The 15,387-nt window shown below is 39.7% G+C and carries 16 protein-coding genes; 11 read left to right on the forward strand and 5 right to left on the reverse strand.

What is annotated here, in order from left to right; all coding sequences use genetic code 11:
• The 11 genes from QQK00_RS04710 to QQK00_RS04760 all read left to right on the forward strand — a co-directional run bounded on the left by QQK00_RS04710 (position 1) and on the right by QQK00_RS04760 (position 9,575).
• Complete coding sequence (locus QQK00_RS04710; RefSeq protein ID WP_284216318.1) at positions 1-1,323, forward strand: FliI/YscN family ATPase; 1,323 nt, start codon at positions 1-3, stop codon at positions 1,321-1,323.
• On the forward strand, positions 1,313-1,771 hold the full coding sequence (locus tag QQK00_RS04715; RefSeq protein ID WP_284216319.1) for a hypothetical protein: 459 nt from the start codon (positions 1,313-1,315) through the stop codon (positions 1,769-1,771). The genes QQK00_RS04710 and QQK00_RS04715 overlap by 11 nt, the downstream gene beginning before the upstream one ends.
• Positions 1,768-2,661: a hypothetical protein gene (locus tag QQK00_RS04720; RefSeq protein WP_284216320.1), complete on the forward strand. Its 894-nt coding sequence runs from the start codon at positions 1,768-1,770 to the stop codon at positions 2,659-2,661. Before QQK00_RS04715 ends, QQK00_RS04720 begins: the two co-directional genes overlap by 4 nt.
• Positions 2,658-3,068 (forward strand): flagellar hook assembly protein FlgD, encoded by a 411-nt coding sequence (locus QQK00_RS04725; protein WP_284216321.1) that lies wholly within the window; start codon positions 2,658-2,660, stop codon positions 3,066-3,068. Before QQK00_RS04720 ends, QQK00_RS04725 begins: the two co-directional genes overlap by 4 nt.
• A 9-nt stretch (positions 3,069-3,077) precedes the next feature.
• Positions 3,078-4,247, forward strand: a complete 1,170-nt coding sequence (flgF, locus tag QQK00_RS04730; RefSeq protein WP_284216322.1) for a flagellar basal-body rod protein FlgF — start codon at positions 3,078-3,080, stop codon at positions 4,245-4,247.
• The gene (locus QQK00_RS04735) at positions 4,247-5,011 is read left to right on the forward strand and encodes a hypothetical protein (protein WP_284216323.1); all 765 of its coding nucleotides are present in this window, start codon (positions 4,247-4,249) and stop codon (positions 5,009-5,011) included. Before flgF ends, QQK00_RS04735 begins: the two co-directional genes overlap by 1 nt.
• 2 nt (positions 5,012-5,013) lie before the next feature.
• Positions 5,014-5,322 carry a FliM/FliN family flagellar motor switch protein gene (locus tag QQK00_RS04740; RefSeq protein WP_284216324.1) on the forward strand — a complete coding sequence of 103 codons (309 nt, stop codon included), beginning with the start codon at positions 5,014-5,016 and terminating at the stop codon, positions 5,320-5,322.
• A gap of 2 nt (positions 5,323-5,324) precedes the next feature.
• Entirely contained in the window at positions 5,325-5,621 is a 297-nt protein-coding gene (locus QQK00_RS04745; protein ID WP_284216325.1) for a hypothetical protein, read from the forward strand.
• Between the two features lie 9 nt (positions 5,622-5,630).
• The gene (fliP, locus tag QQK00_RS04750; protein WP_284216326.1) at positions 5,631-6,368 is read left to right on the forward strand and encodes a flagellar type III secretion system pore protein FliP; all 738 of its coding nucleotides are present in this window, start codon (positions 5,631-5,633) and stop codon (positions 6,366-6,368) included.
• On the forward strand, positions 6,368-7,096 hold the full coding sequence (locus QQK00_RS04755; RefSeq protein WP_284216327.1) for a sigma-70 family RNA polymerase sigma factor: 729 nt from the start codon (positions 6,368-6,370) through the stop codon (positions 7,094-7,096). The genes fliP and QQK00_RS04755 overlap by 1 nt, the downstream gene beginning before the upstream one ends.
• A gap of 283 nt (positions 7,097-7,379) precedes the next feature.
• The gene (locus tag QQK00_RS04760; RefSeq protein WP_284216328.1) at positions 7,380-9,575 is read left to right on the forward strand and encodes a beta-agarase; all 2,196 of its coding nucleotides are present in this window, start codon (positions 7,380-7,382) and stop codon (positions 9,573-9,575) included.
• Between the two features lie 116 nt (positions 9,576-9,691).
• Here QQK00_RS04760 and QQK00_RS04765 read toward each other — a convergent pair whose 3' ends face one another.
• The 5 genes from QQK00_RS04765 to QQK00_RS04785 all read right to left on the reverse strand — a co-directional run bounded on the left by QQK00_RS04765 (position 9,692) and on the right by QQK00_RS04785 (position 15,359).
• Positions 9,692-10,888 carry a glycosyltransferase family 61 protein gene (locus QQK00_RS04765; protein WP_284216329.1) on the reverse strand — a complete coding sequence of 399 codons (1,197 nt, stop codon included), beginning with the start codon at positions 10,886-10,888 and terminating at the stop codon, positions 9,692-9,694.
• Positions 10,889-10,989: 101 nt separating this feature from the next.
• Positions 10,990-12,240, reverse strand: coding sequence for a sensor histidine kinase (locus QQK00_RS04770; protein ID WP_284216330.1), 1,251 nt, complete (start codon positions 12,238-12,240; stop codon positions 10,990-10,992).
• Positions 12,240-12,911 (reverse strand): response regulator transcription factor, encoded by a 672-nt coding sequence (locus QQK00_RS04775; RefSeq protein ID WP_284216331.1) that lies wholly within the window; start codon positions 12,909-12,911, stop codon positions 12,240-12,242. Before QQK00_RS04775 ends, QQK00_RS04770 begins: the two co-directional genes overlap by 1 nt.
• The gene (locus QQK00_RS04780; RefSeq protein WP_284216332.1) at positions 12,908-14,350 is read right to left on the reverse strand and encodes an ArnT family glycosyltransferase; all 1,443 of its coding nucleotides are present in this window, start codon (positions 14,348-14,350) and stop codon (positions 12,908-12,910) included. Before QQK00_RS04780 ends, QQK00_RS04775 begins: the two co-directional genes overlap by 4 nt.
• Positions 14,343-15,359 (reverse strand): glycosyltransferase family 2 protein, encoded by a 1,017-nt coding sequence (locus tag QQK00_RS04785; RefSeq protein WP_284216333.1) that lies wholly within the window; start codon positions 15,357-15,359, stop codon positions 14,343-14,345. The genes QQK00_RS04780 and QQK00_RS04785 overlap by 8 nt, the downstream gene beginning before the upstream one ends.
• Positions 15,360-15,387 lie beyond the last annotated feature (28 nt).

Here is a 15,387-nt window from a genome sequence, read left to right on the forward strand (position 1 = left end):
ATGAAATTCGCAGATTTAGCCTCCCGTGTATCAGCTATGACCGTTCACAGCACTTATGGATGGGTGACTGATTGCGTTGGGTTAATTCTTGAAGCAGATGGCCCTAAGGCAAGCATAGGAAGTTTATGTGATATACACCTCCATTCTGGTGACGTGATAAATGGCGAAGTCGTTGGTTTTAAACAAGGACGACTATTAATTATGCCTTATTTTGGCACTGCAGGTGTGAGTCGCGGCGATAAAGTCGTATTTAACCACCAAGTAGCTAGTTTGAAGGTAGGAAATAGTTTACTCGGACGGGTTATTGACGCATTTGCTAACCCTTTAGATAAACAGGGACCTATAAACGAGCTCCACACAATTGACGTTGGTCAGCGAAAATCCTCTAACCCACTCGATAGAGCGCCAATTGACGAAGTATTAAAAACAGGGATTAAGTCTATTGATGCATTTACCACTATTGGAAAAGGGCAGCGTTTAGGTCTGATGTCAGGGAGTGGGGTAGGGAAAAGCGTACTGCTGTCTTCTATCTGCAGAAATGTAGACGCAGACATTAATATCGTCGCTCTTATTGGCGAACGAGGGCGTGAAGTTGAAGAGTTTGTACATTCAACACTAGGTGAAGAGGGGCTGAAAAAATCTGTAGTGATATCAGCGACCGCGCAGGATTCTCCGTTAGTAAGAGTAAAGGCAGCGTTTAATGCCGCAGCGCTTGCTGAATATTACGCTGCGCAGGGCAAAAACGTATTTTTTACGATGGACTCTGTCACCCGTTTAGCTTCAGCATTGCGGGAAATAGGTTTAGCCATTGGTGAACCACCGACGGTAAAAGGGTATACGCCATCCGTATTTGCCGTATTACCCGAATATATAGAACGTTTTGGAAAATTTAGAAATGGAGGCTCTATTTCAACCTTGTTAACCGTATTGGTTGAAAGTGATGACTTTAATGATCCTGTTGTTGATTGCGTAAGGGCAGTGCTTGACGGACATATTGTGCTAACACGCGAATTGGCGGAACAAGCGCATTTTCCTGCGATAGACATCAGTAAAAGTGTTAGTCGATTGGCGACCAAATTACAAAACGATGAATTCACTACTTATACAAAGGCATTACGAAGAATTTTTGCGGACTACCAACAAAATAAGGATGTACTTGAACTTGGTTTATTTGAGTCAGGTGAGGGCAACAATCGTGAAAAACTCAAAGAGAATTGGGGGATTTTACGTGAGTTTTTAGTGCAAGGGATCAATGAAAGTTTAGATTATGACAATGTTTTACATGAAATTGCGCGTATAGGAGATATTGTTAATGCTGCATAAAATGAAAAAAGACATGGGCAAGCAAACAATGTTCCTCAAATACGCTGATAGCCAGCTGTCGCAAATTAGTCGTGAATTGTCTGCGTTGATAAAACAACGTGAGAGTTTAGAAGACAAAATTATTCAATTAAACGAAAGTAAAAAATCGCATATGTTTGATAAAGAAGCCTATCTGGCTGGCGTCACTATATGCCCAATTCGTTTATCTGGCTTCAATACGCGCTATTTGCATTTAGAAGAGAATATTCGCTCTCTCGGTGCAGAAAAAACAACGATAGAAGAAAAAATACACGAAAAACGCCATGCTTTTAATAAAGCAAAAAAACAACAAGAACTAACTAGCGATGCAGTCAAAAAAACGAAATATAGCATATCGTCTTATATTAGTAAGAAAGAAGATGAGAGTGTGATGGAGTGTAATTATAGCAGAATGGAGGCAAGTAAATGATCCCGCAACTCGATGTAACTACCTTGTTACTACAAAACGTAACGGCACAAAGTCTTAATTCTGATAGTAAAGGGCAGCAGTTTGGTGAGTATCTTTTTGGTAATGCAATTGAACAGCCACTCGCAGGCACAGCAGATATGCAAGAGCAAAGCGAATACTCTCCGTCATTGATAGCAGGCCAATTGCTTAAGTTAGGTATTAATACCAGTGAATATGCAACGAATAGTCAGCAACAAAATGTACTTTTGTTGAACGAAAACGCTAATAATGCAGAAATATATTTGTTAACTGATCAGGTAAATAGTGTCAATTCAGGCGTTAGTGGCAGTGATATTTATGAGTTTCAAATAAGTGCTGACGGCACCAGTCTTCAAGCGGCCTTTACTCGTCAACTTGAGCTTGGCGCTATTGGCAACGGTGTACTTTCATATCTTTCTCCGGGTCAATTGATGGCATCAGAAAACGCCGTGGGGAAAGCAATTGATGCTTCAAAGAGTTCGAATACAAATTCTCATGCAATAGTAAACAACGGTGCGACATTCACTAGCAAAATATCTAATCAAAAGGTCGCTTTTAACGCTGGCAATATGGCGTTACTTGCAAACAATGCCGCACGCGCTGCGACAAGTGTATCCGTTAAGGCAAAAAATGTGGACGCCATTCAATTTGCCGCAACGCCACAAATGGCAGAGCTTACTAAACGTTCCTTATTATTCACAGAAAGCAGCATGCAACGCACCTTATGGATCAGAGACTATAGCCTAACTTCTGAATCATCACTGCAGGTCTCAAAACGCATTGCTGCATTTGTACAATCACAAGACTCGCAAATAAATCGCGTGTTCTTAAATGGAAAAATTTTATGGGATCAAAAAGGAGATCTTAGATGATAGAAGCAATTGGGGGCAACATCACCACCGAAAACCAACAAATAAACAATTCTTCTATTGGCCAAGAAGAGTTTATTCGCTTGTTTTTAACACAATTGACTAACCAGGATCCATTGGAACCGGTAGACAACAGCCAATTTTTGGCGCAGATGGCACAATTTACTTCGTTGGAGCAAACGCGTTTATTAAATGAAAACATGAACAACTTGCTAGCAATGAACTCAACCAATCAAGGCGTAAATATGCTTGGAAAACAAGTCGAAGTAATTAACGGTAACGCATTATTTAACGGCACCGTTGAAGGACTTCAGTTTGGCCAAAATGGAATATCACTTACTGTCAGAGGGACAGGTGATGAATTTTTATCTGATGTGTCACTGACAGACATTAGACTTATTAGGGAATAGGAGAGCATCATGTTTCAATCTTTTTTTACAGGTTTATCGGGAATGCTATCGTTCTCTCAGAACCTAGATAACGTAAGTAACAATATTTCGAATTTGAATACTCCTGGATTTAAAGGCAGTGATACCTTTTATTCTAGTTTGACCTCGGGCGATAGCGCTTTTGGTACGCAAATTTCTGGACAACAGCAACGTTTTACTGAAGGCGAAATTCGTCAAACAGGTAATCCTGGCGATTTAGCAATTGCTGGCCAAGGTTTCTTCATTTTGATGAACGACGGAGAAATAAATTATACCAAAGCAGGTCAATTTATTTTCAATGATGATGGAGTATTGGTTGATTCGGTGTCTGGTGGCAAAGTAGCTGCAATAACGGACGAGGGGAAACTTGAAGAAATTAATATCAGTGATGTCGGTGTTTTAGCGCCACAAGCGACTTCTCAGGTTGATTTTATCGGTAACTTATCAACAGACATGTCGAGCTTTACCGTTGCAGATGTTGAAGTGTTTACGGGCTTGGGCGAGCAACGCCAATACCGTTTTGAATTCACGAATAATTCTGCTACTGAAGCCGGCAGTTGGAGTGTGCGGATTGTTGATGACAATGGCGCCGACGTTCATACCGGAGAAATTCGATTTGATAGCCAAGGTACGCCGGTAAATACCTTCAGTAAAGTAAGTTTTCAAGTTGAAGACTCACTTGGTGGAGAAACAACTGTAGAAATTGATTTTGGCGAAAATGGCAGTTTTGCAAAAGGTACGTCGGTTTCTGGCGGTGACACATCGACGCTACGTGCGTCTGTCGTTGACGGCTATGGCGTGGCATCACTTACTACCGTTGATTTTACTGCAGACGGTCAGCTAACACTTAATTATTCTAATGGAGAAGCGGTTGACGGGCCATTCATCGCATTAGCTAACTTCACTAACTTATCTACATTGAGTGTCGTACAAGGCAGCGTTTTTGAAGCGGGTGACAACTCGACACGTGTAATTGGGCGCGCAAATGAATCCGGTTTAGGTAGTATCTTGTCTGAGAGTATCGAGTTATCAAATGTCGATTTATCTAGAGAATTTGCAGATATGATAATTATTCAGCGCGGATATCAGGCAAGTTCTAGAATTTTAAATGTAGCCAATCAGTTATTGGAGCAGCTATACGAGAATACTAGAGGTCGATAATGCTCAATCGTGTATCTATAGTTGGGCGTGAACATCGCGCCCCAGTAACACAAAAGCTAAGTGCGGCGATCGAATCTTGGGCAAGTCGATGGTTTGAGTGTCCTGCAAGAGTTGATATTGATTTTAATGAACAGCTATTTAATGGTGTGAATATTGAGTCAACGGATCAAATATTTCCAGGTAAAAGCACAACATCTAGTGGCTACTTAGTTGTAAAAGGCGGACACTTCCTTTTTGAAGAGTTTATTCAATCACTTAGTGGTAAAGCGTTTGATATGGCGTTTGACGCAGATAAGTCATTGTTGGAGAAGCTTAGTTCAGAGATCCTTTTTGACTTGTTAAAACCACTAAACGTTGATATCCCAATTCACAGCGGCGAGATGCCTTCCAAGTGTTTGAATTCGTGCGTCACAATACGTATTCGCATAGGCGATATGAGCAACGCTCTCAACTTATATTGCGACAATGCATTCCTTCGGCATTTGGGCTTGGCTGATAACGTAAAAACAGATGAACGTAAAGTTTGCACGAGTATTGGTGACGCACTAAAACCCGAAAAGCTTAATATTGAGGTGGGTCTTGACAATCTCTCACTCGATATTGGCTCTTTAGCGCATTTAAAACAGGGGCAAATTTTGAAACTTTCCCACAAACTTGAACAACCAGTAAATCTAACACTATCTAGGCGAAAAGTGCCGGTAGATGGATATTTAGTAAGAAACAACACTAAAAAAGCAGTGTTAGCCACTATAAAGGAGATGTAATTATGACGGAATCTACTGCAAAACGCGTTGAGCTGTCTGAAGTAAAAACCGAGGTACAAGACACATTAGCGCTCAACCAACGTGATTTTAGTTTAGTAAAGTCGGTACCCGTGAGCGTTGAAGTCAAACTTGGCAAAATAGAAGTATCCGTCGAACAACTTTTTTCATTAAAAGCCGGCGAAACCTTAGATATGAACAAGGACGTAAATCAACCAATCGAGCTAGTACTAAATGGTGACACCATTGCGACAGGAAATCTTGTTGCTATTGATGGAAATTTCGGTATCGAAATAATTGATGTAAAGAATTAATTGTGACAGACATTGGCTTTAAAACAGAATCGGCGTTTTCGCTTAGTCAGCTAGGCATTCTCTTTGTTGTTATTGCTGTGTGCTTGCTGATTCTTTTTTTCTTAAAAAAGAAGAAGGACGAGATACCTGCATGGTTAAGTTCGTTTAAAAAGCAAGAAAGTATTGCAATAGTTGAAAAACAAACGGTAGACAGTGGCCTTGTGATATATAGCGTAAAAACCGCTGAGCATAAATACGTCATCGCCAAGTCTAATGATAATTTGATAATGCTGGATAAAGTCGAGCAATCTAAAAAGTAGTAGTTGTAAATGATTTATTGTAAATGGATTTTTGTTGTGGCGTGCCTAACGATGAGCCCGGTACTTATCGCTGATGATGGTTTTTTATCGTTGGTAGAAAACAGCGAAGTACTTGATCAAATGGCACCCGAAGTGCGTCTGCTAATTACCATGACAGTGTTATCAATGATCCCTGCATTGCTAATTGCCGTCACGGCTTTTACTCGGATTGTCATTGTTCTTTCATTGCTAAGGCAAGCCTTAGGTTTAATGCAAACACCACCGAATGTAGTAATAATAACCTTGTCTATATTTTTGACTTGGTTTGTGATGCAACCGGTATTTGAGCAAGTTGATAAAGCGGCGGTAACGCCTTATTTGTCGGGTCAAAAATCGCTTTCACAGGCAGTAGACGACGGAATTAAACCTTTCCGAGCGTTTATGATTGAGCAGACCAAAGAAGAAGACTTTGCCGCAGTACTCGAAATGGCGCAAGCGGAAGTCCCTAGTGCCGCAGAGGACGTGCTTATTGAGCATTTAATTCCCGCGTTCTTATTGAGCGAACTAAAGACTGCGTTTCAAATTGCATTTATGATATTCATCCCATTTTTGCTTATTGACCTCGTGGTTGCAAGCGTATTGATGGCCCTAGGTATGATTATGGTGCCACCGATTTCTATCGCATTACCAATAAAAATTATGCTATTCGTGCTTATAGATGGTTGGACATTAGTCACACAGTCATTAGTTGGAAGTTTTTTGACCTAATGAGCGAAACTATGGAAAGGATTTCTATACCGATAAGCAGTATTAATTGGATTGGCCATATAGAAAAATGGCCAAACAAAACTACAAGCGACTGGGGTAAATCTCGAATAAATTTATTTAATAGTCATGCTAAATGGGCAAGGGCAATTGGCCTAAAAGTGTTCGGGATGTATAGAATTTATGGCGTGGACGTTAACGACTATATTAATTTTGCTAACTTAGGATTATTGGAATCCATTGACAGCTATAATCCGGGTAAAGGGGCAACATTTAGAAGCTATGCTTTTAAGCGGATAAAGGGAGCTATATTAAGTGGGATCATTAAATATACCGAGTATTCGCAATCAACAGATTGGATACGTCGACGAATGAAAGAAAGGATGCGTTCAATCACTAACGACAAGCCCCAGAATGATGATATTGAATTAATTGAAAATATCATTGCATTAACAATCGGCTTTATTTTAGAAGACAATGCCTTGATGATTACGGATACTCGTTTATCGGGCACTTATTTCGATTCACAAGAATTGGTCGTTTTACAAGGTAACATTAAAAAGGTTGTCGATGAATTGCCTCATAGTCAACAAGAAGTCATGTCTATGCATTATTATGAGCTAAAAAGTTTTTCGGAAATTGCTGAAATCAGAAATTGTTCCATTGGTCGAGTATCTCAGTTGCATGCGCAAGGCGTGAAGAACATACGAAAAAAACTCACTTGGGAATAGCACTTATAGTACGTTGTTTAAACTGTTCACAAAGGAACAACCAGTGTTCGAAAACGTACACCAAGTGATAGATATTTCCTCTCATTCCCGTTAGCTCACACGGATATTTTTTCTTAAAAAAATTAAAATTTAGTTATATCAATTACTTAAAAATATTTTTATTATTAGCCGTGACAAAATCCGCTACATTTCCAATATGGCATATCATTCGCAGCATTTCATTTTTTATCCGTTAAATTCAACTACTCTTTATATGTCAAAATGTTTTCAAAAGGCTAAATTCATGAAATCCACCTATTTAAGATTCAGGCTTAGTTTTACCACATTATTATTTTTTGCATCTGCTATTTTCGTCAATACAGCTAATGCGCAATCTGCGGTTGCGGACACGCTAATGTTGTTTGATTTTGAAAAAGCCGTCGAGTTGAAATCGACGGATACCAAAACTCGTATTATCAACAAAGATAACTCTCAACAATTACTCATTGAAACAGGAATCAATTCAGGTTCACCAGGAGTAACCATAAAAAAGCCAAAGGGCAGTTGGGACCTCAACGCTTATTATCACGTAAAAATGGACATTACCAATCTGGGCGAACATCCTGCGCGAATAATTTTTAAAGTAGGTGACCCAGAAGACGGAATGGAAGCATGGCAAATGGAGATTCGTTTTGACCTTGCGCCTGGACAAACAAAAACTGTTGCCGACGATATTGCCACGTCGCCTTGGCGTTTTTCTGAGCCGCTTAAATTGCTCGCGATGCGCGCTGCGCCTGGTCAAGCAAAATCTGATTTGAGTGCAATAGACCAAGTGAAAGTGACAATTAATTATCCTGAAAACAAACACAAACTTTTAATTGATAACATTCGGGCAACCAATCCAGTTCGTTTGGTAGATCCTAAGGGCTTCTTACCTTTCGTTGACCGATTTGGGCAATATAAACATGCACATTGGCCGGGTAAAACATTGTCAGTCGACGATTTGCGCCAACAGGCAATTGTGGAAGAGCGAGAGTTAGCAGCGTATCCAGGACCTGCAGACTTTAATCAATATGGTGGCTGGCTGGATGGTCCGCAATTGGAAGCGACAGGCCGCTTTAGAGCAGAAAAGTACGACGATGTCTGGTGGTTAGTTGACCCAGATGGACGATTATTTTGGTCGCATGGCGTAGGAGTTGTGCATCCTGGCACGGCTATCACCGGAACGACTGACAGAGAAGACTATTTTGAATGGCTGCCAAATAAAGAGACACCATACGGTGCCTTTTATTCTAAAGCTGGCCGGGCATCCCATGGATATTACAAAACGTTAGATGAACGCGAAACATACAATTTTACGGCCTCAAATTTATATCAAAAATATGGCAAAAATTGGAAGCAAGCATTCGACCGCCTCGCACATTCTCGGCTACGAAGTTGGGGGATGAATACATTAGCGGTCGCATCAGATCGTCAACTTTGTGAAGCAGGTATCACCCCATATACTGAAACTGTCTGGGTAAATGGCACGAGAAAAATAGAAGCATCTAAAGGGTATTGGGGAAAATTTCATGATGTGTTTGACCCTAGCTTTCGTAGGCAAATTAAGCGGGCATTGTCAGATCGCCAACATGCAATTGATGACCCGTGGTGCTTAGGTTTCTTTATTGAAAATGAGCTATCTTGGGGAGCTGAAGGATCGCTTGCCATAGCGACGTTAGAGAGCCCACCTGATCAACCTGCCAAAAAGGAATTCTTAAATGACTTGAAAGCTAAATATTCTTCCATTTCAGCTTTGAATAAAGTATGGGGGACTAGTTACAGTTCTTGGAAAGCCTTACTTAATTCAACTGATACGCCAAACAAATCGAAAGCATGGGCTGATCTAAGTGCCTTTTATGCAAAGATTGTGGAAACATATTTTTCGACGGTACACGATGAACTTGAAGCAGTTGCGCCAAGTGCCATGTATTTAGGTTGCCGTTTGGCTTGGGCTAACAGTGATACAGTTATTCGCACCGCCGCTAAATATACCGATGTAATCAGTATGAATAAATACCAATACAACGTGTCTAATGTTGGCTTACCGACAGGTGTTGACAAACCAATTATGATAGGCGAGTTTCATTTTGGAGCGCTTGATCGTGGTGCCTTGCACCTCGGTATCGTCGAGGCCACTAGTCAATCACACAGAGCAGCGCTTTATACCGATTATGTCGAAAGTGCACTACTAAATCCTTATATCGTCGGTACTCACTGGTTTCAATATGGCGAACAACCGCCCACTGGCCGTGGTGACGGTGAAAACTACAATGTAGGGATTGTCGATCTCGCGGACAAACCATTTCCAGAGTTAGTGAATAGTGTCAGAGAGCTAGGCTATAGAATGTATGATTTTCGTAGCAACGCGGCAAAAAATGGCAATATTGTTCAGCCTAAAAAGCCAGTTAAGCAAAACGTTATGCAAGAAGACACAGACATGCATACACGTTCTAACTAAATGATGTATAGAAGTTTTAACCTGATTTGCAGAAATGTTGAAGTGCTCAAATTCCTTTAGCGTAATTGAGTGCTTCTATCGCCACGACCTAAAAAGCATTAGATCTAAAGTTTTATTCACAGATCAATCAGTTTAATACGTGTCGCTTGAATTCGTTTTTGGCTTGTAGGGTGTATGCGTTTAGCTGAATGCTCTATCTTAAGCCTATGAGCTACTATAGCGAATGCATCTGTGCCGAGACTAGTATGAAAAAACTCCTTTATTTTTGTTCCTGAATGCATAGTAATCATACTTGCCTGTCCCGCACCGTGTGGCGCGATAACTTCTTCTGCCGAGAAAAAGGCCGAAAATTGTTCTAATGGTGAAAGTTCTCCAAGAACGATTCTGGCAAACCCCCGTTTTTCTAATACTGACATTACGTCGTCTTCATTTTTGACCATTCTTAGTTTAGCGTCAGCTCTAGATATATAAATTTTTCTACACTGTTTGTTATCTTTTACAACTTGCAAAAGCTGTTTTCGCATATATGAAAAAAGAGTGGGTTCTAACAACTTCATCGGATGAGCAAAGCCATCAGAATGATCATTAGTTATGTCGCAACTCACATATAGCTCTTCGCAATTAACAGTAGTTCGTTGATCTATTTCCATGAAAGGGATATTAAAAACTTCCAATATAAATAGATGATATTTGCTTATACTGCCTTTTAGTAAAATTAATACACTGCATTTCTGGGGGTCATGGAGTCTTAAAGATAAATAGCGTCCAATAACGTCATACATGAAGTGGGTTATATTGCCGTTTCCAAACCTATCAGAGCAGAAGACACCTTGCTTTATTTTTAGAGCAGCTGGCTGCTTTAAGTGATGCTTTTTTAGTAAACACATTGATATCGGATCAACTAACCCATTACGACTAATAGACAATCCCGTTTTACCTAATCTTAAGTTTGTATTCTTAAAACAATAAAAATCCGATGAAGGACGAACTAAATGAAGTTGGCTTAAATGATTTATTTCTGGCGTTACTCTTACATTTCCAAAAAACTCATTCACTGATGAGGGTAAAACCGTTAAAACGTCATCAACTAAGGAACTGAAACTAGGCAAACCTTTAAATTCTGATAAATTCAATTTCTGATATGTATTTAAAGCACCTAGCCTAAATGATTGTCCGTTTGATCGTTCTCGAGCCCATGAAAATTGAAGATATCTTAGGCCCGGTCTATTAATTACTCCCTTGTAACTAGGAATATCAATTTTGTCAGATCGTAACCAAAGTCGTTTAAAAAGGTCTAGACTATTTTCTTCCACTAAAAACTTCACCCTTTGAGCTTTTCTAAAAAAACGTTTTGTCACAAATCATTGTATTATACCAACTATAACGGTTTTTCGTGTGATTTTTGTTTTACCTGTTAACTTTGAACGCTAAACCGAATATTTGCAGTACATCCACTTTCCAAGTTGTTATGTAAACTAAATACCCAGTCATATTTTTTACAAATATCTTCTACCAACACTAAACCAATCCCAAAACCGTCGAGCCCACGATGACTTGATTGTAAGGCAACACCGTTGTCGACAATGTCGATACCCGATGCGCTGATAAACATCATAACTTTCCCTTGATTGGAACAAATCATTGCATTACTTAGTAAGTTTTGTATTGCGACTTTGAGTAATAATTGATTGGCAAATAAGCTAAATGATGATTCCAATTGCCAATGAAACTCAACTTGATTCGCGTCAATTTTATCTTCTAGCTCGTTCACTGCTTGACCAATGAAGTCTTGATTTATTTCCACGCATTCTTTTATTGAAGAATCGTCCCTTGCTAACATCAAAAACGTGTTGGTTAACTCATGCATCTGTTCTGTTGCATAACCAATCTTATCGATATATTTTTTGACGTTTTTCTGCTCATTCAAACGGATGTTGCTAATGGAGCCTTTAATAACGGTCATGGGTGTTCTGAGTTCATGGCTGATATAGCGAGTAAATGACTGTTCCCTAGCTATCAAATTCTTTAACCTCGATCTATAGCTGTTTATCGCCCGTATAATTTTTTCAAACTCAAATGTCTCTTTTTTAGTCACAATAAAAGGAGAAAAATCATCCATATTTGCAGATTCTAAAGTGTGGGCTAGGTCATGGAATGATTTTGCCGCGCGTTTCACGGTGCTAATCATATATGTACTTATCAGAAGAAACAGAAATATGCCGACAAATAGCAAAGACAATTCAAACATCACTAAATTTCTATCACTCAACTCAACGGCGTCTGAATTTTCTAAGGCGTACACAATTCTGTTATCTATGGGGGTGTTAATTTCCATGGCAAGCAGTTGTAATTCAGTTTCGTCGCTGAAGGTCAGATGCAAGTATCCTTGCCACTCTTGCGATATTTTATTTCTAATTTTAAGAGGTAGCAGAGCATATTGGTCATAAATGCTTAAAAGAGGGTCTATTTCCAAAACGCCGATTTGTCCCTGCTCAAAACGTTTAAAGTGATAGGGGGCAACAATATGAATACGACGCTCCATTACCATATTTTCGGTTTCTATAATAGATATGCGAAAAAGCACTGCATAGAACACCAACATAAGGCCAGCGCCAATGAGAAAAACTTTTATAACAACACTGCTAAAAGCAAATTTCTTAGGCATTATTCATACTCAATTAAATATCCTACTTTGGGCAATGTTTTGATAATGTGTTGATCAAACGGCTTATCTAAAATTTTCCTCAATTGATAAATATGTTTACGTAATAGGTCATCATCAGGTAGTTCATCTTTCCATAGCGTTGACGCTATTTCTTCTCGGCTTGCAGGCGCTGGATATTTCCGTATTAACAACGCTAATATAGAAAAACAAGAGGGATTGAGACTAATATCAATCCCTTCTCTGGTAACTTTACGAGTTGTTAAATCAACAGTTAGAGGGCCGCATGCTAGGAGTTTTTTAAATCCGTCTTGACTTGTTCGTCTGACGACTGCGTTAATGCGTGCTTCTAACAACTCTAAGTCAAATGGCTTAACAATATAGTCATCAGCACCATAACGAAACCCTCTTAACATATCTTCATTCGTATCTCGTGCTGTTAACATAATGATAGGTGTATTAAGACCATTTTCTCTTAATTGTTTACATACGGTTAAACCGTCGATTCGAGGCAGCATAAGGTCTAAAATAATGCAATCATAAAAATTTTCAGACGCTAACAAAAAGCCTTGTGAACCCGAAACCGCGTAATCCAATGCGAAGTGTCGTTGTTCAAGGTAGTCGAATATTAATTCTGCAACGTCTTTTGCATCTTCGATGAGTAATAATTTCAACGCTTTTCTCTATCTCCTTTACAAAACAATAATTGACGTATATTGCTACTCAGTATTTCAGTGCAATTTCCTTTTAAATGAGGCGTTTTAATAAGCGTAAGATGTTTGTCTTCAATGGCTAAAAAAAAGTCACCCTGAGCATCAATGACTTGCTGTAATTCATGCGTATTCGCCAAAAGTTTAGCGTTACCATTTGAATAATATTGCGCTGAAAATGGTCGATGTTGCCAGTAGTAGAGTGGTGTGCTTTCAAATGTTGTCGAATTTCGACCGAGTAAATGTAACTCACTCGATTTTGATACATTACCCGTCAGGTAAATACCAAGCAGCGTAGCCAACAGCACCACAGTTAAAGCAGCCGCCGTTAAATGACGTATTTGAAATTGACAAGTTAACGCGATGAGTATCGACATAGCGCTAAATCCCGGCAATACGTATGCACTTAATATATTGCCTGACAAGGTAAATAGTAACATTGGTGCAATCATCCAACATATCAAATATGCATTAAACCCACTTGGGCTGCAGCGTGTTTCTGATGTAGCCACTAGCATTCGTTGAATAAAAGATGTTATGAGTACAAAAGACCAAGGAAACGCGGCAACTAACCAATAAATCCAGATTGTGCCTCTTGGTTGGTCGTGTGCGCTGCCATATAAATCGCCTTCCCATCCAGATACGATAAAACGTTGAAAGTGCTCTCCTATTATAAAGTATTCTAAAAAACCAGGCGTTCTGTACTCTGCCATCAGATACCATGGTAGCGTTAATAACGCGAATAAAGACACGCCTGTAAGCCATGGCAAACAGGTCAACGCTTTTATTAACTGTCCTTGCCATATACTCCATACTCCTAACGAAATAGCCACAAGTACTATCGCAACAGGCCCTTTTACCAACATACCTAACGCTAAACTGGCAAAAAAAATCAAACCGTAAAATTTATCACTGCTGTCGGCATATGTTTTCCAAAAGCTGATCATTGCTACGCTAGTACTCAATAATAGGGCTATATCTGTCATTACCATGCCCATACCTACAATGAAGCCAATACTCGAAGCTAACACCAAGACAGCGAGTACTGCACTTTTTTCGTCATTCATTTCTTTTACAAATCGAAAAACCAAAAATAGTGTTATTAAGCCGCATGCAAAATGAGGAATGCGAGCACCAAATTCGGATACACCAAAGACCATAAACCCGCTAGCGCTCAACCATGTATGAAAGGGTGGTTTACCCCAAAATGGTTTTTCATAGTCAATCATCGGTGTTACCCAATTATTGGTTTCAAACATAATTCTGGCTATTTCTGCATACCTTGCTTCTGTTGTGTCATATAAGGGGAGAGCACTTAAACTAAAAAAGCGAATAAGCAACAACACAAGTATAAGTAGCAGAGCGACAGAGTATTTATCAACAAGATGAGTTCGGTTACCCATGTTTGTTCACTCTACTATGCGAATTTGCAACACTCGACTCGGAATCCATCAGCAAATATACTGGGCGCGCTTTTGCTTCTAAAAAGATTCGCCCGACATACTCTCCGACTATGCCTATTGCAATTAATTGCACACCACCCAAAAACAACTGAATTAATAGAAGGGTTGGATATCCTGCCACTGCTTCACCAAATAACATCGTTTTGGTGAACACCCAAATCGCATATATAAAGGCAAAAATAGACAGCAGTGCGCCAGCAAATGTCGCCAATTTTAATGGTTTTACGCTAAAGGCCGTGATGCCCGATAAGGCTAAACCTATGAGTTGCAAAAAAGACCATTTACTTAAGCCTGCCACTCGCTGCGGCCTATCAAAATGTAAGGTGGTTTGTTTAAACCCCGGCCAGCTCATTAATCCTTTCATGTAACGACTTCGCTCAGGCATTTTTTTTATGTGGTTAACTATACGCTCACTCAGCATGCGGAAGTCTCCCACGCCTGTTTCAATTTGCCCATCTGACAAGCTTTTGAAAAGGCGATAATATTGCTTGGCGCAAAACTTCTTAAAGAAGGACTCCCCAAAACGTTGACGACGTTTCATATTAACGACGTCGTAACCGTTTCTCAGTACTTTAAGCATATCAGGCAATAGTTCTGGTGGGTCTTGTAAGTCAGCATCAAGTAATACAGTAGCTTTACCGTTAGCGTGATCTATGCCTGCTGTCATTGCCGCTTCTTTGCCAAAGTTTCTGCTCAGATTCAATCGCACAATGTTGGCAAAAGGGCACGTGAGTGCCTGAATCATTTCCCAACTTTTGTCGCTACTGCCGTCATTTATATAAATGACTTCTATTCGTTCGTTGTGCATCTGAGCAATAACTTTACACAATGCATGGTGAAAGGTGCGGATAACCTTTTGCTCGTTATACACAGGGACAATGACGCTTAAATCAATATGTAGCTTTTCTTGTATGTGTTCTGGTCGTATTAATGGCGGCATTAGCTGCATAAACATATCCGTATTTCGTGTTTAATGC

It is taken from the genome of Agaribacter marinus, assembly GCF_030160655.1.
Classification (GTDB): domain Bacteria; phylum Pseudomonadota; class Gammaproteobacteria; order Enterobacterales; family Alteromonadaceae; genus Glaciecola; species Glaciecola marina.